The organism is Fictibacillus nanhaiensis, assembly GCF_023715445.1.
GTDB classification, from domain to species: domain Bacteria; phylum Bacillota; class Bacilli; order Bacillales; family Fictibacillaceae; genus Fictibacillus; species Fictibacillus nanhaiensis_D.
The window spans coordinates 1,008,058-1,031,421 of record NZ_JAMBOD010000001.1; the positions used below are offsets into that span (position 1 = coordinate 1,008,058).

Consider the following 23,364-nt stretch of genomic DNA (forward strand, 5'->3'; position numbering starts at 1 on the left):
CATGGTTAAAAACAGAAGGGAACTATTCCCCACACTATAATAGCCGACAAGTCCCAAGAACTCAAGAAAATCCTTTATGATGAGGTTCTTCATTGGATGCAGATCATTCAACGGGAAATAGAAAAACTGGCGGATTGTCCACCAGTTTAATCTATCTTTAAGACTCTTTTCTAAAAGATTGTTGCTTCTGGGGGGATTTTTGTGATATGCCTCCAGCGGCATGTTGATTGGAGTGTAAGGTGCGAGACTCCTGCGGGATCAGCGAGACAGGTGAGACCCCGGCAGGCTTGATTAGCCTAGGGGGCTCACCGCACGCCCGCGGAAAGCGAGCATCCTGAAACGGAGATCAACTACTTTCAAAAAACAACAATGAATACGAAAACAGCCTTTCTAAAAGATTGTTTCTTTGAATCTTTTTACGAAAACACCTCGTTGACGGGTTGATTGGAGCGGAAGGTGCGAAACTCCAGCGGGATTAGCGTGCCAGCCACCTGAGAATACTTCTCGCAAGGCATGCGACGAGGAAGCCCGCTTCGGTAGAATTTTCCTATAGACGCAGGAGCAGCACTACATATATCTTTCACCGCGGCTCACCTTACCCCTCGCGGAAAGCAAGCATCCTGGAGCGGAAATCAACGACTTTCAAGAACAACAAAGTTAGCAATATCAGCCTACTTTAATCAACTTGACTGTATAAACGATTCTCTAATTCTTCTTGAGTGAGAAGCACGTGTCTCGGTTTGCTTCCCATCGCTTCAGATACTAATCCGAAACTCTCCATCATATCTACAAGTCTAGCTGCCCGGTTATAGCCGATTCTAAACCTGCGCTGTAGACTGGACGAAGATGCTGCGCCTACTTCAATCACATAATAACAGGCTTCCTCAAACAGCTCATCCTCAACGTCAGTAGTCTGCTGATGCTGAATCAGCTCTTCCCTCGTAAATAGATAATCTGTCTTATATTCCTCTTTTACATAACGGGTAACTTCTTCGATCTCTTCATCTGATACGAAAGTTCCTTGAATTCTGACAGCTTTATTTGATCCATTTTCCATAAAGAGCATGTCCCCGCGGCCTAACAGACGTTCTGCACCGCTCATATCCAAAATGGTACGTGAATCAATAGCTGATGATACTGCAAAAGCTGTTCTGCTCGGTACATTCGCTTTGATCAATCCCGTAATGACATCAACGGATGGACGCTGTGTAGCCAGAAGCAAATGAATGCCGCAAGCTCTTGCCTTTTGTGCAATTCTGCAAATAGCCTCTTCAACTTCTTGAGGAGATACCATCATCAGATCAGCAAGCTCGTCGATTACGACTACAATATAAGGCATTTTGTTTTGATAAAGTCTTTCCTGCTCCATCTTTTCGTTATAGCGTTTAATCTCTCTTACACCGGTTTTGGCGAACACTTCGTATCGTCTTTCCATTTCTTCAACTGCCCATTTCAATGCTGCAGTTGCTTCTTTGGCATCTGTTATTACAGGTGTTACTAGATGTGGAATGTGGTTGTAAGGTGCCAGTTCGACCATTTTAGGGTCAACCAGCAAGAGCCTTACTTCTTCCGGTTTCGCTTTATATAACAGACTAACTAAGATGGAGTTAATGCATACGCTTTTTCCTGAACCCGTTGCACCTGCAATCAAGCCATGCGGCATTTTCTGCAGATCTGTCACAACTGGTGCACCTGAAATATCGAGACCTAAAGCGACCGTTAAAGATGAAGCGGATTCTCTGAACACATCATGTTCAATAATTTCACGTAAAAACACAGCACGGCTATGCTGATTCGGCACTTCGATACCGATTGCGTTTTTCCCTGGAATGGGCGCTTCTATACGAATATCCCTTGCAGCCAGACTAAGTTTTATATCATCTGTTAGATTCGTAATCTTGTTCACTTTAACTCCTGGTGCCGGCTGGACTTCAAATCTCGTTACAGCAGGACCTTTTGTCATGTGAACAACTTTGGCATTAACATTAAAATTATCTAGGGTTGATTGCAGTGTTTGTTTTTGTTCGTTTAACCAAATATCATCGTCTTCGAGCGAAATGGCTGCTTTATTTAAGAAAGACAACGGTACAAAAAGCTGCTGTTTATCATGTATAGGTTTATCTGGTCTCGGATTAAATGGTGCTGGCTGCGTTCTCGCATTCGCTTGTTCTTTTCTAGGCTGCGGCTGTGTATTGCTGATTTGTCTGTCCTTTTTAAGCATGAGCACATTAAAAGGAACATACTGACCGCCGCTTCTTGGCGTTTCGCGTTTTATTGCAGGTACAGCTTCTTTTTGTTCAGCACTTTGCTGTTCGACAGGTTCTGTCGAAGGAGCTTCTTCAAAATAAGGTCTTTCTTCTTCCGACGATGCCTCTTCTATCCTGCTGACCGGCTCTTCTGCCTGAATGAGCGTTGGATCCTCTAGAACGGGTTCTGTTTCAATTTCAGTTTCCTTTTTTTCATATTGAATTACAGGCTCGGTATCATGTGTTATTTCTGGATCCGGTGTACGGTCCACAAAGTCCAGTTCATGGTCCTGATCTAAAACAGGACTTTCCTGTCTCTCTTCAGAAATTGGAATAAATTCATCTGGTACATTGGGACGTACTTCATCCACTGATTTTAAAAGCTCTTCAGCAACTGAATTTTTTGGCGGAATATCTCGGCCGATAAATAATATTCCTTCAGGTTTCCGCTTTCCATAGCCATAAACAGGAGATGGCACATCTGTTGGAGTGAACCTTGATTTCACTTCAGGAGCTTGATCCGTTGATTCTGATGGCTTATGCGATTTTTTGTCTTGCTTCTCATATCCATATACCGGGGACGGAACATGAGTCGCTTTAAATGCAGGCCTTTTTGGTTCTTGCCTGCTTTGACCGGAAGGCACTGATGTAGACCTTCTGCTGTCCTTTCTTGCTGGTCTTTCTTCTTTTCTGACCGGCTCTCTTTCGTAGCTCTTTTCTCTTGGCTGATATGTACTTTTTTGTATAGGAGCTTGATGGGTCATTTTTTCATCAGGTATTACAGGAAAACGGAAAGGACCATTCTCTGGATACTTATGCAGCATTTTTGCCGAATGCTGATTGTTTTGCATAACAGGCCGCCTAGTATTGTTTTTAAAAACTGGTGTACGCCCTGTTTTTGGAACTTGTGTTGTCTTTTCTGCAGCCGGCTGCTTTTTTACAGGCCGCTCTTCTTTTTGTTCATCATAAAAGGAGTCATCCTCATTATCATCATCAAAAAACGTATTCATTAATTTTTTTATCCAACTCATTTTCTCACCTATTTCTGTTGGTTGTTTCTTTATTGTAGCGAAAATAGAAGAGAAACAATAGTCTAAATATTTTATGGGAGCATATTCAACACCTAAAAAGAAGAATAAAAACCACTAGAATGTTCTAGCGGCTTTTATTTAGCAAATTGCTTGCTTTACTCGTTTGTTTCATCTTCTACCGGTTTATTTTTCGCTAAAATAAAGACAGGTTCAAGTTCTTTATCTTCATAAATAAATGGTAAAGCGGTTACTGGTACGCGGCCATTCATAAAAAATTGCATCGCCATTTGTGCCAAAATGTCATAACCTTGCTTGTTCTTTATATCAGCTACGATTAATACATCTGAATGAGGTACAGCCACAGCCATTTCACCGGAAACTTGTTTTTTCATTTCTTCTAAGAAACTTATATTAAGAATCCTGCTAGCATCATATCCATCATTGTGATTTAGAAAGAAAAAAGTATTTCCGGCCACCTGATCCTGTTTATAGTCTGTAGACAATCGTTTTACATTGAATCTTGCTGCATCAACAACCTGAGACTCCTCTACTTTTAAGTCCTTCATCTTATGATTCGTCAAAAGTTTATAAGTTTTGCCTAGGTCTAAAGCATAATATATTCTTGTTTCTGCTGTATGTTCCTGAAAAAAGAGCTTCTCACCTTCAGGGGTTTTTTCAGGGAAAGAAGCAGACCGGATTACAGGGAAGATACGGGAAAGTGATTCATCATCGTAAGAAATACGTGCTGCTTTAAGTCCCTCTTCCACATAATAAACAAGCTCTTCCAATAGCTTGTCTTTTTCTTTTTCCCATCTTGCACTTAGTCCGCCTAATGAAAGTGTTACCCCTTTACCAGTTTTTGTATCTGTTACCCTTAACGTTTCTTCTTCTCTCTGGTAAGTGATTTCACGTTCGGTATGGGTAAGTGTTTGTTCTAATGCTTTTTTTAATTTAATTGTATTGCTCAAAATCGACTGCCCCCTTTCGTTAATAACGTGAAAAACCTCCTAATGGAGGTTTTCATTTTTAGTTGCTGCTATCTTCTTTATATTCTACTACTACTTCTGTTCCTAGTCCGCCGCGAGCATTCCAGTTGCCTGTAACTTTTAAGTATTTAGGGTTTAAAAGTTTTACTAAGTCCTCTTTAATGCGATTTGTTGCATGCTCTTGATAGATGCCTACGTTCCTGTAGGATGTTAAGTAATATTTCAGAGATTTCATCTCAACTAAGTCTTTGTTCGGAATATAGCTGATAATAATATCCGCAAAATCCGGCAGACCAGACCATGGACATACAGATGTGAATTCTGTTGTCGGAATTGTTACCATCGTTTCTTTTTCTGGATATTCAAAAGGAATCGTTTCTAAGATATCTACTAAAATTACGTTCTCATCTTGGATATCAAAACGAATACCTTCGTATTTGCTGTGGTTAACTTCAACTTTTGCCATTCTATAATACTTCCCTTCAATTTAAAAAGATAAATCATTATACAGGTATTATAACACAAAGGGTTAACCTATTTGTTTATGAGATTTAGCCCTTCTAAAAATGCAGTAATCTGCTCCTTTGTTTTTCTTTCTTTATTCACATAACGATCGATCTCCTGCCCGTCCTTAAAAACAACAAAGCTAGGAATCCCAAAGATGTCCAGCTCCTGGCACAGCTCGATTAGTTCATCACGGTCTACAAATACAAAGTTAAATTGTGCGTATTCCTCTTCAATCTCAGGTAGTATTGGTTTGATGACAACACAATCCGGACACCAGTCAGCAGAAAATACAGCAACAGTTATTCCAGATTTTATCGTTTCACGAAATTGTTCTATAGAATTAATGTGTTCCATGATTAGCAACTCCTTATTGATTCAGCTTCATATCGCCGAATTTAATATGACCTGATTTTCTTAGCCACTCAGATAAAAGCAGACTGATCAAAATAGGGCCGGCAAAATGCAAAATAAATATAGCAAGAAACGTTTCAAAGGTAAAGCCCATTGTCCTGAGTGTCATAATTTGACCAACAAGACCGCTTGTCCCCATCCCAGCCCCAGCTGGAATGTTTTCCATTTTGAAATACAGCGTTCCAATAGGAGCTAACATGATTCCTGCAACTGTTGGCGGAATTAAGATATAGGGGTTCTTAACGACATTTGGAAACTGAAGTTTAGATGTACCAATCCCCTGTGTTAGCCATCCTCCAAAACCATTTTCCCTAAAACTGCTAGTTGCAAAGCCAATCATTTGCGCAGCACAGCCGATTGTTGCCGCACCAGCTGCAATACCTTCAAGTCCTAGCATCATGGCAATTGCTGCAGAAGAAATTGGTCCGGTTAAAGCAAGGCCTAATAAAAAGGCAACAAGCATTCCCATTACCAATGGCCGTTGTTCAGTAGACCACATAACCAGCTGTCCAAATGCTTTCATGAATTGGTCGATTCCCGGTCCTACAAAAGCAGCAACTGTATAGCCGGATAAAATCGTTACAGCAGGAGTGACCAAAATATCAAACTTGGTTTCACCCGATACGAGTTTACCTAATTCTACAGCAATCAAAGCAGCAACATAACAGCCTGCTACACTCCCAAGCTCAGCACCTGCTGCTCCTGCTATTCCTGCAGAAAATATGACAAGAGGGGGTGCCTTTAGGCCATAAGCAACAGCTGTACCAATAACCGGACCCATTAATGTCATAGATAATTGACCCATCTTCACAAAAAACGGAATAGACAACTGTTCGCCTACTGTTTTAAAAATCAGTCCAACGATAAGAGAAGCCATCAGACCTAGAGCAAAATATTGAAAACCGGTTATAAAATAAACTTTAGGTGATAATGTTACTCCTTTTTTATGTAAAAAATCCCTCATGAATGTTACTCCTTTAATCTAGTTGTTAAATCAGTCCCTACCACATTATAACTTCTTTTCTTCATGTGTAAAGACACATGTCAATTCTATCGTGTCTCCTTATCCTGCATTTAATGTCTCCTCACTTAAAAATTCTTAAATATTGCCGATAAAATTTTTGGGGGGAATTACATATGAACATGACGATACGAAAAAGAGTTCAGCTGATGCTTCTTATCAGTTTAGCCGGAATGGTTGTATTACTTGCATTTATAGGAGTATTTTTATGGCAGAATACACAGATGGAAGAGGAAAAAGAAGAAGTGCAGCACGCCTTTTTCTCAAGCAACAATATTCGAAGTTCTTTTAATGAAGTACGTAAGCTGGAACAAGAATATTTACGTACGCCAAGTGCTGACTCAAAGCAAAATGTTCTAACCTATTTAAAAACACTGCAAAATGAAACTAGCAAACTTGCTAAAGAAACGAACAATAAGTCCATAAAAGGAATTGAGCAAGATTTAGCTGCTTATCAGAAATCATTCGAATCTGCTACCGGACTCACCGCACAGCTTAATTCTTTAAAACAAATGATGGCAGAGACTTCTGATGAATTTGCCCAAACAGTAAAAGGCATGAATGATCAGGCATTATTAGTAAATTTACTGCAAATGCAAACGTATGAAAAAGATGTTCATATTAAATATGACAGCACATCCGTTGAAAATTTCAAAGCAAGTGCAGCTTCTTTTGACCGGATGCTGGATACAAAAAACCTTCCTGCAGACCAGTTATCAAGCTTTAAATCCAAGTTATTAAAATATACAAATTCTGCCGACTCTATACAGACGATTACAAAGAGAATTGAAGATGACATCCATACATTTGAAAAAATAGCAGGTGTAGTCGACCAATCTACTTTAGATGCCGAAAAAACTTTGCAAAATAACAGCACTGCATTATCAGAAAAACAGAAAACCGTCAAATCCTGGCTTACCATTTGTTTAATTACACTGAGTGTCATTATCCTAGGAATATTAGGTGTTATAGGGGTTTGGCTTTTGCGGTCTATCCAATCCTCAATTTCTGTACTTAAAGAAGGAGCTACCATTATTGGAGAAGGAGACCTTTCGTACCGAGTGCAAACGAAATCAAGAGATGAAATGGCCGAATTGGCACTTACTTTTAATGCCATGGCTGAAAAAATGCAAAAGTCTATGAACGAAGTAAAAAATGCAGCTGAGAAATTAACCAGCTCTTCACAAAACCTGGCGGCAGTATCTGAAGAAACGACTGCACAAAGCGATGAAGTAACAGAAGCCATTTCTCAAGTAGCAACTGGGGCTCAAAGTCAGGCAAATCACCTTCATGAATGTACCGTTCTATTATCTGGGGTTACCGAATCTATTAAAGAAACTGCGATGATCAGCGATGAAATTTCACGTGATGCACAGAAAACCGAAAATGAAGGTAAAGCAGGTTCAGAAACTGTCCAGCGTCTAAATACGCATTCAGAGCAATTTTTACAATTGGCTCAAAGCTTAATATCTGAGATTCAGCATGCGAGTCAGCAGTCTAAACAAATTAACTCCATCGTTGAAACCATCCAAGAGATAGCTGGCAGTACAGATCTTCTTGCATTGAATGCTGCGATTGAATCAGCAAGAGCCGGTGAAGCAGGCAGAGGTTTTTCAGTGGTAGCAAGTGAAGTCAGAAAGCTTGCCGAACGTTCTAAAAACGAAGCTTTACGGATTCAGCAGCTTGTAAAATCAATGACGAGCCAAATGGAATTGTTAGCAAAAGAAACCGTTCGTTTTGAACAATACAGAAATGACCAGCAAGTATCAGTTAAACAGACAGAACAAGCCTTTACCAGCATCATCCACAATGTTTCAAAGATCAACGGCAGAATTACACAAGTAAAAGGCGCGATTGAACGTGTTGAATCTGCAAATGAAAACTTATCTGAAAAATTATTTGAAGTAAGTGCGATTTCAGAAGAATCTGTTGCAACAAGTGAACAAGTCAGCGCTTCAAGTATCCATCAGAAAGAAGCGATCCATCAAGTAAACCTTGCGGCAACTGACCTGCAGGAAATCGCATTAACCCTACAGCAGGAAGTAGACCAGTTCCGCTTAGGTGAATATGCAGCTGTTAGTCCAGATGTGGTATTCATCGAAGAATTTCAAGAGGCTGCAGCAGCGATAGACGAAGAAAATGAAGTTGAGTTTATTGAAGATGAAGCAACAGAAGAAACATTCGAAGAAATGCGGCTAAAAGATCATGTTGAAGCAGATTCCCCGATAGAAGAGGAGCAAGAAAACGATAAAAAAGCTGATCATGAACATTCATATGATGCAGAGCTAACTGAAGAAAAACAAAAATAAATCGTAAAAGGGTGTCCTAAAGAAGACACCCTTTAATAATTTCCGCTTAAATTTGTATATTTCCTATGTTCTTTGTACGTTTTTGAAAAATAATGGCTCCATGTTCCATCTTGTTTGGCTACAAAATAATAATAGTCATGTTTCTCAGGGTTCGCAGCAGCCTTTAAAGAATGAAGATCAGGGCTTGCAATCGGAGCTGGAGGAAGCCCGTCATTAATATACGTATTATAAGGGCTCTTTATCTTTAAGTCTTTTCTCCGTAGTGTTGCTTTTGGCTTGTCCAATAAATATTGTACCGTTGAACAGGATTGAAGCTTTTTTCCATCTTGGATCCTGTTTATAAATACTCCTGCAATCACTGGTTTTTCTTTATTCAATAAAGCTTCTTTTTCAATAATGGAAGCGAGAGTGATCCATTCATATGGCGATTGGCCAGTTTTGATCTTTATAGAAGCTGTCTTATCAATAAAACGGTCAGTCATTTGCCGGATAACCTCTGAAGCATCTAGTTTTTTTTCAAAAAAATAAGTATCCGGAAACAATAATCCTTCCATAGCATATTTTGTACCCTTTTTAAATTTTTCATCCTCTAACTCTAATTCTTCACGCTGATCTTTTCTTAAGGTATTCCATGTTTTTGCTTTTTCTAAAAATGCTTTTCTTCCCGTGATCCCTTTTTCACTTAACCTGTCAGCAATCTCTATTACGGTAATCCCTTCAGGAATAATAATCTCTAATGCTTCTGTTTCTTTATCTAGTGTAGAAAGGTCTGATAATAATTCTTTATAGTCAGAACCCTGTTTTAATGTATGTTCTCCTGAAACAATTTTGTCCTTTTTACCATAAATCGTTCCGTATAAGGAAAATAGGAAGCTGTTTTTAATAAACCCTTCTCTCTCCAGGTTTTCGGACAGCTTTCGGAAATCACTTTTTTCTTTCACGATAAATGGTTTTTCCGCCTTACCTTCTACTGGCATAGTCTCATATGATATCCAAACTAATAAAGCAGCAATGATGATTAGAACAAGAATTAATATCCTCTTGAAAGATGTGTTCACAGAGAGATCCGCCTTACATTTTTTGTATCTAATCTGCCCTAAACACTTTAAATCATTCAACTAAGGGTTGCCGGAAAAAAAACAAGTGCCTCGAAATGAGACACTTTTCTTTAATGATGATTGCTTCTTATATAAATATACTGACCAAGCAGGATCGTGGAAATATGCAAGAACATCTCACTTCTTGAGAGGAATCCAGAAGTAAAAACACCGATCGCCCCATCCTTCTTCCTGATTTCTGGATCATTTGTCCATTCGCCCATCAATTGGCCAAGTTCTTTACCCTGCCTTAAGCCTTCAACGATTGGTAATGGGAGCAAAATTCGGGCACCAGCAGCAGTCAGTACATTTCCATTTTTGTCCGCAACCGCTCCCCAATTACTTAAATACATGCCATCTTTCATTTCCATTACTCCACCTTCAAAACCAAGACCGATTACTGCACCTTGCCTTAAACAATCTTTTGCACGGTTTATTGCACCTGTCTTTGTCTCTTCATCCGAAAAAGGCTGTGCAGAAACGAGTGAATCAGAGGAAATAACAGCAAGCTCTGTGTTCTCATAATAGTTTAAGAACGGATCGGCAGCTTTTATTTTTGCTGGATTAGAAGATCCTATTCCGATTTTCATATTACAATCATCCTTAACTATTTTCTAAAATTGTCTTAAGCGTAGACGCGTCGGCAGTTTTAATTAATTTAATAAGCAGTTCTTTAGCCGCTGCATAGTCATCAATATGAATAATAGATGCATGTGTATGGATGTACCGGGAGCAAACACCAATCACTGCAGACGGTACACCGCTTCCTGAGACATGAACACTGCCTGCATCTGTTCCTCCTTGGGAGATAAAGTATTGATAAGGAATATTGTTTGTTTCTGCCGTATCTAGAATAAATTCTTTCATCCCTCTGTGTGTAACCATTGTTCGATCTAAAATTCTTAATAAAGCCCCTCTTCCAAGCTGGCCAAATTCACTTTTATCGCCCATCATATCATTGGCGGGACTTGCATCTAACGCAAAAAATAAATCAGGCTGAATCAAGTTTGCTGCGGTCTTTGATCCTCTAAGTCCTACTTCCTCCTGTACTGTAGCACCACTGTATAATTCGTTAGGAAGGGTTTCGTCTTTAAGTTCTTTTAACAATTCAATGGCAAGCCCTACACCATACCGGTTATCCCATGCTTTTGCCATGATTTTCTTTGGATTTGCCATTGGGGTAAAAGGACAGATCGGTACAATTTGCTGTCCTGGCCTTACTCCCATGTTATAAGCATCTATTTCGTCATCTGCACCGATATCGATATACATATTCTTAATACCCATCGGTCTGTTTCGCTGATCCTCAGAAAGAAGGTGCGGAGGTGTTGAGCCAATAATTCCTGTGATCACATCACCTTTATCTGTGTATATATTGACACGCTGTGCTAATAATACTTGGCTCCACCAGCCTCCAAGTTCCTGAAATTTAAGCATTCCATTCTTCGTTATTTTTGTTACCATAAATCCAACTTCGTCCATATGACCGGCCACCATGATTTTCGGTCCGCCTTTTCCTTTCTTCACACCGAAAATACTCCCAAGCCCATCTTGGATAATTTCATCCGAAACCGGTTCGATCTCTTGACGGACAAACTTTCGAATATCCCTCTCAAATCCTGGTGCAGCCGGCATCTCAGTTAATGTTTTAAATAACGCGAGTGTTTCCTTATTCATTATAAAAACAACCCCTTCTGAATAATCCTATGTACACGTTTATTGTACACTTTATCAGAAGGGGTTTTCTAGGTTTATGAATATTGTCTAGTTTTCGTATGCAATCGGGTCAGCAGAACCGGCTTCTTTAAAACCTTTTAAACGGAGCTGACAGCTGTCACATTGACCGCAAGCTGTTTCTTTACCGTTATAGCAGGAAGTTGTTAATTCATAAGGTACGTTAAGCAATAATCCCGCTTCAATCGTTTCCTTTTTTGAGAGATTAATTAAAGGCGTCTTCACTTGTATATTCTGCCCGGTAACACCTGCTTTCGTTGCCAGGTTAATCGTCTCTTCCATGCTATGGATAAACTCAGGGCGACAATCCGGATAACCGCTGTAATCTACTGCAGAAACACCTGTATAAACCGCCGTTGCGCCTATAACTTCTGCATACGCACTTGCAAGAGCTAGGAAAATCATATTTCTTGCAGGAACATAAGTAACTGGAATGCCTTCTTCTGCTTCAGTTGGAACATCAACAGTCTCATCAGTTAAAGCACTTCCGCCAATATCCTTCAAGAAAGTAAGATCCACAATTCTATGGTCTGCAACTTCATAATGCCTTGCTACTTCAATTGCCTGCTGTACTTCGCGATTATGACGCTGGCCATAATGGAAGGTTATCGGAAAAAGGTCATACCCTTCTGATTTTGCAATACCCATGCATGTCGTGCTATCAAGACCGCCGCTTAAGACTATGACTGCTTTTTTATTCATAATTAAACACCTCTCTCATCCGGGTGCCAGATTACTTTATGCAGCTGAAGGCTCAACTTTGCATTTGGCAGAGGATTTTCTAATAAAAGTTCCACCAGTTTTCTTGGCGGCATACTTTCCCATACCGGACTGACACATATTTGTCCATTCCGGTAATGCTCACCGACTACTTGTTTTGTAATTTCAAAATCATCTTCAGAGCCGATCACAAATTTTATTTCATCTTGATTTTGAAGCTCTTTAAAATTACCAAGGTTCATTTTGTCCATTTCACCAGAGGCGGGAAGTTTGTAATCCATGACAAACCTCATTTTTCTTTGCAGTTCAGGGTGAGAATTACGCAGATTTTCAAATGGAACTAAGTCAATGGCGCCATTTGTTTCGATATGAATATCAACAATATGATCCAGATCTGCCATTGCCATAAGCAGAGCAGCTGATTTTTCACGATGGATGAGCGGCTCACCTCCCGTAAAACAAATACGGGAGGAACGGAAAGATCTAATGGTTGAGATTATTTCATCAATCGTTGCTTCAAACTCCGGCTTCGCAGGTGCATAACTATAAGTCGTGTCACACCACGTACAACGCAGATTACAGTGAAAGACTCTTACAAAAACAGTTGGATATCCTGCTTGAAGTCCTTCACCCTCTACAGTTTCGAAGATTTCAACCATCGGAAGCTTCCAATGTCTCCAGATGTCTTTAGATGGCAGGTTAAACGAATTCATTCTCCCACCATCCATTCTCTTTTCATAATAGCGAAGCTTGTGGGTGTTTCATACAGCTTTAATTCTTCAAGCCTGTGGCCCTGTGCTGACAAGCCTCTTTCATTAAGCTCGCTTTCAATTTGTTCCCACATCCACACAACCATATTTTCAGCTGTAGTATTCATAGGGGGGAGAACTTCGTTTAAATATCTATGATCAAGTTTTGCATCAATCGTTTTTTTAAATATTTCTTTAATTTCTCCAAAATCAACGGCTAACCCAATTTCATTTACAAAACCGCTCATTGTAATCACCAGTTTGTAGGTGTGTCCATGGAGGTTTTTGCACTTACCTTCATAACAGTGCAAATGGTGTGCTGCATCAAACGTAAATTCTTTGCAGACCGCCACGCGTTTATTATGATATTTTAATTGCTCACGCTTAATATCACGGTCTAATATTTGAACATCTTTTGGAATTTTATAAGTCATTCCAGTTCATCCTTTCAATGGAGAGCACGAAAATAAAAAAATCTCTGCCCAAGCAGAGAGTGTTGAAAAATCATTCTTCACGCTCCCTAGTTTTGTTTTATGAGGGGTGGGAATCTCGAACCCTCCATCTGTATCATGAGTATCTTAACAAAAACAGAGAAGAAAAAGAAGGCTTTTCTTTGTTATACTAAAAATAGAAGAAAAGAAATTTTACATAAGGTGGGTAAATATCAAATGAAATGGAGAAACCTGGTCATAGCCGGATTGGCTGGTGCAGTAGCAGGATATGCAATTACTAAAAAACAAACAGAATGGCTGTCACCTGAAAAAGCATTAAAGATGTTAAAAGAAAAAGCAAATCAAAATTATAACATTTCAGGTTCATGGATTTTAGTAAATCGGGAAGATACGAACGTATTCGGCCTTCCATATACCGTATACAAAGGAGGCTTCTCTCACTCAAGTTACGGGAATGCACCTATACATTATGAATTTTTAATTGATGCAAAGACAGGAACACTGTTACAGCTTATTGAAAAATAAAAAATAAAACAAAGCCCCTCTCTGGCACATTTGCCAAAAGGGGCTTTATCTATTAACGGTAAAGCTTTGTTTGGTTGTATAGATTGTTTTCAATCTTGAATTTTGTAGTAAGGTATTGACGTTTTTCCCAAACTGTAAGGATGAATAAAGGTACAATAATTAAGATGAACAATAATGCCGTAACGACAATTACATCCATATGAGTTCCAAGATCAGACTCATGTGTTTTTTTGTATTCTTTAATTTTGTCATTAGCTTTTGCAACTGCACCTTCAGCTATTAATTCATTCTTGTCTGCATCATAATAAACAACTTCTGTATGATCAAAATAGAAGATATTATCTCTTACAGTATCATAGTTAGCAATTGCTACAGTAACTTCAGAAGCTTCCAATTCTGGGTCTTCATTAGGAAAAGACTGAACATCCGACAAAGTTAAAGAACCTTTTTTATAGTCTTTGTGTTCACTTTTAATTCCTTTTTCAATAGTTTTTTTCATTTCATCTGTCGCTTGGTCTGCAGATACAAAAGAACCCATTGATAAAAACAGTGCTAAAACGGTAAAAATGGCAACTAACTGTTTTTTCATTTTTCTAATCCCCTTTCAATTCACCTCTTGAATTGCGAATAAAGAATATAATTTCATACCTTTCATATTTTAACATATCCTATTGATTTCGACATTCACTTGTAAATGGAAATTGTATGACTTTTTTTCACATTTTTGGAGAACGCGGTATTCTTTCCAATAACTGCCCGTTTTTATCCCATTTAACAGCACGGTAAATACAATCATGGTAAAAGAAAAACCATGTGTCTGGTTTGATCCATTTTTGTTTTTCAAAAATAGATGTCATAGGATAATCATCATAAGCTAAAACCCATAATGGGTTGTTATGAGCATGTGTCGGCATAATATCACCTAGATGATATATTTTTTCTTCAGCACTAATATGTATTTCCACGATTGAATGCCCGTCACTATGGCCCCCAGTATGTATCATTTTAATCCCTGATAATGGTTCGATCTCATCCTTAAACGTTTTTACTTGATGTTCAATCGGTTCCCAATTCTCACGCCAATATGTATTTTGAGAGCGGATATTTGGGTTTTTAAGTTCTGACCATTCTATTTCAGATGTATAGATGACAGCGTTTTCGAAAACAGGCACCAATTTTTCATCTTTCCACTCAGATAATCCGCATGCATGATCAAAATGCATATGTGTCATCAGAATGATATCTATATCACTTGTTGTAAGTCCCTCTTTTTCAAGGCTCTTTATAATTGATGATTCTTCAGATACACCATAATTTCTGCGCTGTTTATCTGATAATTTACCTGCGCCTATCCCTGACTCAATTAAGATATTCTTACCCTCAAAACCTTTAATAAGAATGGGTTCTGTTCTTAATTCAATTTGGTTTCTTTCATTAACCGGATATTTTTTTTCCCATAATGGTTTTGGCACAACCCCAAACATTGCTCCGCCATCCATATGTGTTACACCGCCATCAAGCCAAGTCAATGTTATCTCTCCAATTTTCCAATGATCCATTTCTATTACTCCTTTCCTCACTTTTCTTTAACAAGTGTATCATAACAAACTGGTTCGGAATAAAAGAAAAAACCCGGATTAAGGATCCGGGTTGGTTAAGCGCGGAACTGCGCTTCCATTCGATATATACGAAAACCTTTTTCAGAGAATTTTTCTTCATATTCTGTCATTACGTTATCTTCCATTCCGCTGTTATGAAGATCAAGGCTAACGTCTTGAAAAATCATGCCATATTTAGACATGCTATGAAGTGAATATTCAAATAAACCTTGGTTATCTGTTTTAAAGTGAATTTCACCTTGTTTTTTTAGTATGGTTTCATACCGCATCAAAAAACTTTCATGAGTGAGTCTTCTTTTTGCGTGTTTTTTCTTTGGCCAAGGGTCGGAAAAATTCAGATAGACGCGACTAATTTCTCCAGGTTCAAAATAATCCAATAGATGAGTTGCATCAGCCCGTATTAATTTTACATTGGCTGTACCGTCTTCTAGTATCCGGTCTAAAGCAGTAATAATAATGCTGTCGTAGAGCTCCATCCCTAAATAATTTATCGATGGGTTCTGTTTGCCCATACCTTTTATAAATTGTCCCTTTCCAGTGCCTACTTCTATATGAATCGGATGATCATTTCCAAAGAAAGAATTCCATTTCCCTTTCATCGATTCAGGATTTACCGATACCACTTCAGGATTCTCCATTAATTTTCCTTTAGCCCAAGACTTAAACCGTTGACGCATAACGTTTTCTCCCGCCTTACAATCTGTTTTTTTCTAGATGTGAATTTCAGAAAATACAAAACGCATTCTGTTTTTCAAGGATATTTTTTTCTTAACTCCATAACCTATGCAATGAAAGGATGTGCAGTATATGCCATTAAACCAAAATGATCAATTGCATATTATTAGAGACCTTCTTCAAGACCATTACACGGATTGTGCTGGTTCACCTGCGGAATGTGCACAAATTGAACGCTTGGCTGCACATTTAATTGAAAATGATGAAATTCATGAAGAAGTAAGAAATATACTAACAAATATTAATGAATACAGTCATGCAGGCTTTTCACATCAGCATTTGGAAGAACATATAACTAACCATCTTCCATACTTGGAATCATGGATTAATACGATTCAGACACACCATCCATATTAATACACTATTCCCTAGGAAATAGTGTCAAATTTACAATTTTTTTGTCAGATGGTTCCTGCTAACTCTTTTATACTCTCCGCAAACTGGGCAGTTTCCTTGAACTGCCCTTTTTCTTTGTACCAGAAAAAAGAACTGATCGTTTGTGCAAGAACATACCAATGCATTCTTCGCTCCAGATCATCATCCAGTTTCTGTCCATAAATATCTAGCCAATCTTCCCATTTTTCATAAGGTATATAACTGTAAAGAAGCATTCCTAAATCCAATGCAGGATCTGCGATCATCGCTCCATCCCAATCAATGAGATATAGCTCGTTTGCTTCACTTAGCAGCCAATTATTATGATTTACATCACAATGGCATACAACCAAATTTTCGACTTCTACTTCTGAAGCTGTTTCCATAAGGTAAGCAAATGAATCATTGATGATTTCTAGATAATCTTTTTCTTTACGCATCTGTTTTTGGATGTCTCTTAGCATATCAACAGGTGTGAGTTTCTTTTTTTCGAGTCTGTTCATCATTCCAAGCAGCTCTTGTGACTGATGAATTTTTGCTAAAAGTTCCGCAACGTTTTTACCTTTCATATCCGCAGCTTTTAATTCCCGTCCATTAAGCCATTGTTGTGCGGTAATAACGTCACCGTTGCCTAGTCTTTTTGTCCATAACAGTTTTGGTACAATACCTTCTGCTGAAAGAACGGCTAAAAACGGAGAAGAATTACGCTTTAAGAACAGTTTTTGGTTCCCATATTCAGCTATATATGCTTCTCCTGTTGCTCCGCCAGCAGGGGAAACCTGCCAGTCATCTCCCAAAATCTGTTCCAAAATGTTCACCTTCTTGTCTGTTTAGATCCGTTTTTCATTTATGTTCATTCAGCAAATTCCGTATCAAATAAAATACTGCGAAGTCATTATTTTAACACAAAACCTCAATAAAAGCACTTGTATATTGCCGACTATATGATTCAATTCATATATAACATCGAAAAAGATAATGGACTAAGTTGATAAGTATCAGTATTTATTTTAATGTCGGTGCATGTTTCGTTTTCAACAGCGATATTCCACCGATTCCCCATAAGCGGTATATGAGCAGAATTCAAAGTTTGATTAAAAATCAGCAAGACTTTTTCCCAATATGAAGTCTTTCTTTTTTTATCGGTCATAGATAGATTTATTTCAACTCCGAAGAAACCATCTGGGAGCTCATCTTTCCAAAACAGTTCAACATTTTCATCACGAAAAACAGGCTGCTCATTTCGAATTTTTAAAAGTTCCCTAAAGTACTGGACATCATGCTGACAGTTATCATAATCTATCCAATTGATCGCATTTATTTTGTCGGGCAGATTATAACTGTTTTCATTACCGTGTTTTGTTCGGTAGAACTCTTGACCTGAATGAATAAATGGAACTCCCCGTGAAAATAGAGTAAAAGCTAAAGCAAGCTGCTGACGCTTCTTTCTTTGAACATTATCTTCATAAGGATGCCTAATTGAAAGGAGGTCGTATAAAGTATGATTATCATGACATTCTGTATAATTAATGCTTTGCGCTGCGGTTGAGAATGTTTGATTACTACCCGTATACCCATTCATACATTTAAAAATGTTGGTTTTTACTGAAAACTCCTGATTTCCATTAATAAAACCGCTTCTGCCTCCGGGAAAAATACTTCCCTTTACAGTGTCACGAAATGAATCATTAAAAAATGAATAATCTTGAAGTTTTTTAGCTGAAGCCAAGCTTGCTTTTTTTTCAGGATCGAGATTCGTATTTAAATCCCACCCTTCTCCAAGCAAAAATATTCCGGGATTTAATGATTTTAGCTTCTTTGCTGCAATGTTCATCGTTTCTACATCATGTATTCCCATTAAATCAAAGCGGAAACCGTCCACCTTGTATTCATTCAGCCAATATATAAGAGCATCGATTATAAACTTTCTTACCATTTTTCTCTCTGATGCCGTATCATTTCCTACACCTGTTCCGTTCACAGGATTTCCGCCATCATCATAGCGAAAATAATAACCTGGAACAAGTTTTTCAAACGATGATTCTTCTAATTTATATACATGATTAAATACCACATCCAAGATAACAGAAAGTCCGTTTTTTTGAAGGGTTCTAATCAAGTGTTTCAGCTCTTTTACCCGGCAAACCGGATCATTAGGATCTGTTGCATAAGATCCTTCAGGAGCAAAAAAGTGGACAGGATCGTATCCCCAATTATATTGATTAGCTGCATTTCTTTCGTCTACACTGCCAAAATCAGCAACTGGCATTAGCTGTACATGTGTGATTCCTAAACTTTGTAAATAGTCTAAACCAGATGGATTTCCAGCAGGGGTTTTCGTGTTTTTTTCCGTTAACCCAACATATTTACCTTTATGTTTTATTCCGCTTTCAGCGTGAATTGTAAAATCCCTGATATGAAGTTCATAGATTGAACTGTCTGTTTTAGATCGGAGATTCATTTTCTTTTCTGAACGGCTCCAGTCATTAGGATCTGTTTTTAATAAATCAATAACTACTGATTTTTCACCATTAATGGTGACAGTTCGGGCATATGGATCTGTAGCCTCAATCCATTTGTGATTTACCTTGGCCATGTAGGTGTATTCTGTCAGATGATGATTTCCTTTTAATGTGAAATGCCAAATTCCTTTTTCTGTTCTTTGCATTTTTTCCTCAAAAAAAGTTTCTGAACCATGTGTTTTATATCTTAGCCGCATTTCAAAAGCGACAGGAGACCAAACTCTAAATACCGTATATTCGTGTGTATACTGCGAACCTAACATACCGTCATCAAAGAAAAGACAATCAAATTGTTCGGTTCTAACAACACTTCCAATTTTAAGCGGTATTCTGTATCCGCTTATCGCAACCCAATATTCCTTCCATAGATCAAAAGGGACGGGTGATTTGCACTTATAAATATATTGCTGGTTGTAATTTTCTTGGCTTTTGATCGTTAATGGGTATTTAGTGCCGTCAGCTTTATATAAAACAAATGACGGTACGATTGAAAAAGACTTTTTTGCTACAATTGTAATTAATGAAAAATCATCTATATATGCTTCAGCACCAAAGTGTTTCAATCATCTCACACCCCTATAATCAGCTATTACATCATATTGAACTTAAATTCAATTTGTTATTCGTTTATATGTAAAAAGAGAGAGGGATGCCCCACTCTCATTAAGCATTCAAGTATTTATTTTTAAGAAATCGACCAGTAATGACCATTGAGGCATAAAGTATGATCGGGACAATAATTCCCCATATCAGATTATCGTTAGTTACCCCTAACAGCCAATCTTTAATTCCTGGTTTTTTTTGAATCAGCGCAACCCAAAGGATTGAAAAGAGAGCAATATTAAAAAAATCAGTCCATTTCATTTTCTTCACCACGCATGCATTCTTTAATTTTTAAACTTTGATAGGCACCGATAATTTGTTTATTTCAATTGATACAGGTGTTGTTCCTTTATATTCACCGTCAGCATGTATCGCGACGGGTCTATCCGTATTTACTGAAATATTTCTCCCTCTAAATTGTGTAACTCCTTTTACCTTAACGTGCCCGCCCCAAAAGACGGAAATAAAAAGCATAAGAAGTTTTGTTAATGTAAGGTTATGTACGATACAAACGTCCAGTATACCATCATTGTATTGTGCCTCAGGACATATTTTCATACCCCCTCCATAATAGGGCATGTTCCCGATTGCTACAAGCCAAACGGTGTCAAAAGAATGTGATCTCCCGTCTATTTCAATATGTATAGAAACAGGCTTATAGGATCTCAACACTTTGAAAAGAGTTATGACATATGCAAAAGTTCCTAATCTGAGTTTATGAAGGTATTTTTTATAGCTAGCTTCGTTCGTATATCTAGCTACTTCTCCATCTAAACCAATTCCGACCGCACTTAAAAAGACTTGGTCTTTCATGCTTCTTCCCAATAGATGCAGCATACCGCTATCGGTTTTAATAAGACGGTTCCTTCTTAGGTAAGCAATCTGGCTTTTCACACTTTTTATTTGCTTGGCAAGTACACGTACAATGTCGTTTCCTGAACCCCCAGAAATAAATCCTAGTGGAATGTCAGGGTGATCTTTTATCCCGTTATAAACTTCATGGATCGTTCCATCTCCGCCTACTGCAATTATTGCCTTAATTGAATCTTTGTTTATATAAATAATTTTCTTAGCTATTTCTACAGCGTGACCCTTATGTTCGGTATAAAATGTCCGATAAGAAATTTTTTCCTTATCCAATTCTTTTTTTAAACGATTGAAGGTTTTCACTGCTTTTGTATTATTCGAATTAATAATAAAGAAGTATCTTTTCATCAAATGAGTCCTCGATTATCTGTTTTACATTCAATTCGACAATATGTATCAAATTCCTTCAAAACTTAATTCAGACTCGTTTGTTAAAGGATCTTTTCTATAGAGTGAATTAGTGACTCCCATACTTAAGATGTCTCTTACAAATTTTAATTGCTGGCTCTTTACAGGAGCGGGTTCGTGAACGAGCTGCGCATGCCATTGTTTAAAATTCCGTTTGTCAATATAGTTTATTTTTCTCCAGTCGTCTGACAGGTCAATGAATGCATGAGGTGCAACTATCGTTTGTTGTATCGTAAGCTGCTGTTTATAAGGATCTGCCCAGCCCTTAATAATGCTGATCATTCTTTCAAGATGGACAACAGGACTCAGTCTTGTTTCCTTATGGTCTTGACTGACATTTTTCCAAAAACGTTTGTTTTCAGTTTCCTGCCAGATTCCTTCACCGCTTACCCAAACAATCAGAGATATAGATGCCGGTCCGACTAATATAATATCCAGTTCAATCGGAGCACTTTTCACCTGCAGCACTGGTTCATAAAATAAAAAGTAATTATCAGGGACTTCTTGAGTCAAAAACTGGAGCTGCTGATCTCTCCAGTACTTAGGGTCAAGATTTGAAACTTCCTTTACGGTAGAAGTGGCCCAGTTTATTTGATTTTGAAAAAGCTTTTTTCGAAAATCTTTCTGTAAATTTTTCTTATCATCCTCTTCATTAGTTTGTAAAAATGATTTCCAGCGGTTCTCTTTTATTCTCATGAAAAGAGACTGATAATGATAGAGATTTTTTTCATAGCGTGAGACGTAATCTTGTATTTTAACAAGCTGTGCCATCTTTTCTCCCCTCCTTTTACGATTATTTTTTTAATGGAAAGGACTTAACAATTTGATATTTAGGCTGCATTTCAAAATGAGTTTCATAAAGAACAATATTTTCTGCCTGAAATTCAACTTCTTCCCCATATGTTTGCCACCATCCTGCTGAATCAACAGGAACTGCATCAGATCCAATATATTTTCTGGCAAGTGTAATGTGAGGAGCATAAGGCCTTTTTTCTAATTTGAAATCAGCCTCTGCACAGGCGTTTGCCACTAGTTTTTGCAGATAATATAATTTATCTTGTTCTTCAACACCAGCCCAAAAAATTCTAGGCTGCTCTTTGTTCCCGAAAAATCCCAAACGGTTAATAACCAAAGTAAAAATATCATGTTCAGCCACTGTTTCTCGTAATGAAGAAGTTAGATTTTCAATTTGGATACGTGATGCTTTCCCTAAAAAAGCAAGTGTAATATGATAATCTTCAGGATGAACCCATGTTTTAAACGAATGATTCTTCTTAATTTCATGGCATAATTGATTAAGTTTGCGTTTAACTTCAGCCGGAAGCTGCAAGGCAACAAAAAAGTGCCTTTCCATAAAATCCACCGCTTTCTATTATTTATTTTATCAGAAACTAGAATCCTTCTATCTGCTTTTTTACCTAAAGGATTATTTGTTATACTAACGAAAGGAATAAAAAGGAGTGCTGAATATGAGAGTTGTTACAAACATCGCGGAACTAATTGGTGATACACCCCTTGTTAAATTAAACCGTTTGCCTCATCCAGATGGAGCGGATGTTTACGTTAAGCTTGAATATTATAATCCTAGCCGCAGCCTGAAAGACCGTGCTGCCTATAATATGATCATTGAAGCTGAGAAGAAAGGTGATTTAAAAGAAGGATCTACGATCATTGAACCAACTTCTGGAAACACAGGTATTGGCCTGGCGATGAATGCTGCAGCAAGAGGCTATAAATCTATAATTGTAATGCCAGATACAATGACCGAAGAAAGAATTAACTTACTAAAAGCCTATGGAGCAAAAGTTGTACTGACCCCAGGTGATGAGAAAATGCCCGGAGCCATTAAAAAGGCACGAGAACTTGCTGAAGAAATTCCGAACAGCTATATGCCTATGCAGTTCGAAAATCCTTCTAATCCGGATGCTCACCGTCATAGTACGGCGATTGAAATAAAGGAAGCGATCAAAGAAATTGACAAGCCATTTCGTGCATTCATTGCTCCTGCAGGAACCGGCGGAACAATAACAGGTACAGGAGAAACGCTTAAGTCCATGTTCCCTGAGCTGACTGTTCATGTTGTTGAACCAAAGGGATCCCCTGTTCTTTCAGGGGGCAAACCGGGAAAACATAAGCTCGTAGGAACGAGTCCAGGCTTCATACCATCTATTCTCAACCAAAATGTATATGATGAAATCGTTCAAGTAAATGACGAAGATGCTTATTCCATTACACGGCGTCTTGCTTCAGAAGAGGGCATTCTTGTTGGACCTTCATCTGGTGCTGCTGTTTATGCTGCATTAAGAATTGCAGAAAAACGAAAAAAAGGTGAAGTTGTCATCTGCATGACTTGTGATTCAGGCGAACGCTATCTATCAAGCGACTTATTTCAATTTAATTCATAACAGGATATACATGTAAAGGCATCCCGGAACATTCATCCAGGA

Annotated in this window: 24 protein-coding genes; 4 read left to right on the top strand and 20 right to left on the bottom strand. The window is 38.1% G+C overall.

Annotated features, from left to right (window positions below):
- Positions 1–676 precede the first annotated feature (676 nt).
- From M3196_RS05195 to M3196_RS05215, 5 genes are all read right to left on the bottom strand, one after another.
- Positions 677–3,277, bottom strand: a complete 2,601-nt coding sequence (locus M3196_RS05195; protein WP_251321156.1) for a DNA translocase FtsK — start codon at positions 3,275–3,277, stop codon at positions 677–679.
- 155 nt (positions 3,278–3,432) lie between these two features.
- Positions 3,433–4,245: a DUF1444 family protein gene (locus M3196_RS05200; protein ID WP_276531241.1), complete on the bottom strand. Its 813-nt coding sequence runs from the start codon at positions 4,243–4,245 to the stop codon at positions 3,433–3,435.
- Between the two features lie 58 nt (positions 4,246–4,303).
- Positions 4,304–4,729 (bottom strand): preQ(1) synthase, encoded by a 426-nt coding sequence (gene queF / locus M3196_RS05205; RefSeq protein WP_251321157.1) that lies wholly within the window; start codon positions 4,727–4,729, stop codon positions 4,304–4,306.
- Positions 4,730–4,797: 68 nt separating this feature from the next.
- Positions 4,798–5,124 (bottom strand): thioredoxin family protein, encoded by a 327-nt coding sequence (locus M3196_RS05210; protein ID WP_251321158.1) that lies wholly within the window; start codon positions 5,122–5,124, stop codon positions 4,798–4,800.
- 13 nt (positions 5,125–5,137) lie between these two features.
- Complete coding sequence (locus tag M3196_RS05215; protein ID WP_251321159.1) at positions 5,138–6,145, bottom strand: PTS transporter subunit IIC; 1,008 nt, start codon at positions 6,143–6,145, stop codon at positions 5,138–5,140.
- Between the two features lie 173 nt (positions 6,146–6,318).
- On the opposite strand from M3196_RS05215, the gene M3196_RS05220 reads away from it, so the two are divergent.
- Positions 6,319–8,511 (top strand): methyl-accepting chemotaxis protein, encoded by a 2,193-nt coding sequence (locus M3196_RS05220; protein ID WP_251321160.1) that lies wholly within the window; start codon positions 6,319–6,321, stop codon positions 8,509–8,511.
- Between the two features lie 32 nt (positions 8,512–8,543).
- On the opposite strand, the gene mltG is transcribed toward M3196_RS05220, so the two are convergent.
- The 6 genes from mltG to queD form a co-directional block, all read right to left on the bottom strand.
- Positions 8,544–9,569, bottom strand: a complete 1,026-nt coding sequence (gene mltG / locus M3196_RS05225) for an endolytic transglycosylase MltG (protein WP_251321161.1) — start codon at positions 9,567–9,569, stop codon at positions 8,544–8,546.
- Positions 9,570–9,679: 110 nt separating this feature from the next.
- On the bottom strand, positions 9,680–10,198 hold the full coding sequence (locus M3196_RS05230; protein WP_251321162.1) for a DUF84 family protein: 519 nt from the start codon (positions 10,196–10,198) through the stop codon (positions 9,680–9,682).
- A 13-nt stretch (positions 10,199–10,211) separates the two neighbouring features.
- Positions 10,212–11,285, bottom strand: coding sequence for a M42 family metallopeptidase (locus M3196_RS05235; RefSeq protein ID WP_251321163.1), 1,074 nt, complete (start codon positions 11,283–11,285; stop codon positions 10,212–10,214).
- Positions 11,286–11,372: 87 nt separating this feature from the next.
- Positions 11,373–12,044, bottom strand: coding sequence for a 7-cyano-7-deazaguanine synthase QueC (gene queC, locus M3196_RS05240; protein ID WP_251321164.1), 672 nt, complete (start codon positions 12,042–12,044; stop codon positions 11,373–11,375).
- 2 nt (positions 12,045–12,046) lie between these two features.
- Entirely contained in the window at positions 12,047–12,775 is a 729-nt protein-coding gene (locus M3196_RS05245; protein WP_251321165.1) for a 7-carboxy-7-deazaguanine synthase QueE, read from the bottom strand.
- Positions 12,772–13,245 carry a 6-carboxytetrahydropterin synthase QueD gene (queD, locus tag M3196_RS05250; RefSeq protein WP_251321166.1) on the bottom strand — a complete coding sequence of 158 codons (474 nt, stop codon included), beginning with the start codon at positions 13,243–13,245 and terminating at the stop codon, positions 12,772–12,774. Before queD ends, M3196_RS05245 begins: the two co-directional genes overlap by 4 nt.
- Positions 13,246–13,479: 234 nt before the next feature.
- Here queD and M3196_RS05255 point away from each other — a divergent pair, with 234 nt between their 5' ends.
- Positions 13,480–13,788 (top strand): PepSY domain-containing protein, encoded by a 309-nt coding sequence (locus tag M3196_RS05255; protein WP_251321167.1) that lies wholly within the window; start codon positions 13,480–13,482, stop codon positions 13,786–13,788.
- Positions 13,789–13,840: 52 nt separating this feature from the next.
- Here M3196_RS05255 and M3196_RS05260 read toward each other — a convergent pair whose 3' ends face one another.
- From M3196_RS05260 to trmB, 3 genes are all read right to left on the bottom strand, one after another.
- Entirely contained in the window at positions 13,841–14,377 is a 537-nt protein-coding gene (locus M3196_RS05260; protein ID WP_251321168.1) for a hypothetical protein, read from the bottom strand.
- A 127-nt stretch (positions 14,378–14,504) separates the two neighbouring features.
- A complete protein-coding gene (locus tag M3196_RS05265; protein WP_251321169.1) occupies positions 14,505–15,347 on the bottom strand; it encodes a YtnP family quorum-quenching lactonase in 843 nt (280 codons plus the stop codon).
- Positions 15,348–15,442: 95 nt separating this feature from the next.
- Entirely contained in the window at positions 15,443–16,084 is a 642-nt protein-coding gene (gene trmB / locus M3196_RS05270) for a tRNA (guanosine(46)-N7)-methyltransferase TrmB (RefSeq protein WP_251321170.1), read from the bottom strand.
- A 130-nt stretch (positions 16,085–16,214) separates the two neighbouring features.
- On the opposite strand from trmB, the gene M3196_RS05275 reads away from it, so the two are divergent.
- Positions 16,215–16,499 carry a YtzH-like family protein gene (locus tag M3196_RS05275; protein ID WP_251321171.1) on the top strand — a complete coding sequence of 95 codons (285 nt, stop codon included), beginning with the start codon at positions 16,215–16,217 and terminating at the stop codon, positions 16,497–16,499.
- A gap of 44 nt (positions 16,500–16,543) precedes the next feature.
- On the opposite strand, the gene M3196_RS05280 is transcribed toward M3196_RS05275, so the two are convergent.
- From M3196_RS05280 to thpR, 6 genes are all read right to left on the bottom strand, one after another.
- Complete coding sequence (locus M3196_RS05280) at positions 16,544–17,326, bottom strand: phosphotransferase family protein (protein WP_251321172.1); 783 nt, start codon at positions 17,324–17,326, stop codon at positions 16,544–16,546.
- A gap of 140 nt (positions 17,327–17,466) precedes the next feature.
- Positions 17,467–19,602: a type I pullulanase gene (gene pulA / locus M3196_RS05285; protein ID WP_251321173.1), complete on the bottom strand. Its 2,136-nt coding sequence runs from the start codon at positions 19,600–19,602 to the stop codon at positions 17,467–17,469.
- A 100-nt stretch (positions 19,603–19,702) separates the two neighbouring features.
- The gene (locus M3196_RS05290) at positions 19,703–19,903 is read right to left on the bottom strand and encodes a hypothetical protein (RefSeq protein ID WP_251321174.1); all 201 of its coding nucleotides are present in this window, start codon (positions 19,901–19,903) and stop codon (positions 19,703–19,705) included.
- 30 nt (positions 19,904–19,933) lie between these two features.
- Positions 19,934–20,857 (bottom strand): diacylglycerol/lipid kinase family protein, encoded by a 924-nt coding sequence (locus tag M3196_RS05295; RefSeq protein ID WP_251321175.1) that lies wholly within the window; start codon positions 20,855–20,857, stop codon positions 19,934–19,936.
- 48 nt (positions 20,858–20,905) lie between these two features.
- Positions 20,906–21,688 carry a hypothetical protein gene (locus tag M3196_RS05300; protein WP_251321176.1) on the bottom strand — a complete coding sequence of 261 codons (783 nt, stop codon included), beginning with the start codon at positions 21,686–21,688 and terminating at the stop codon, positions 20,906–20,908.
- Positions 21,689–21,710: 22 nt separating this feature from the next.
- Positions 21,711–22,271, bottom strand: a complete 561-nt coding sequence (gene thpR, locus M3196_RS05305) for an RNA 2',3'-cyclic phosphodiesterase (RefSeq protein WP_251321177.1) — start codon at positions 22,269–22,271, stop codon at positions 21,711–21,713.
- A gap of 115 nt (positions 22,272–22,386) precedes the next feature.
- Between thpR and cysK the strand changes: the two genes are divergently transcribed.
- Positions 22,387–23,322: a cysteine synthase A gene (gene cysK / locus M3196_RS05310; RefSeq protein WP_251321178.1), complete on the top strand. Its 936-nt coding sequence runs from the start codon at positions 22,387–22,389 to the stop codon at positions 23,320–23,322.
- Positions 23,323–23,364 lie beyond the last annotated feature (42 nt).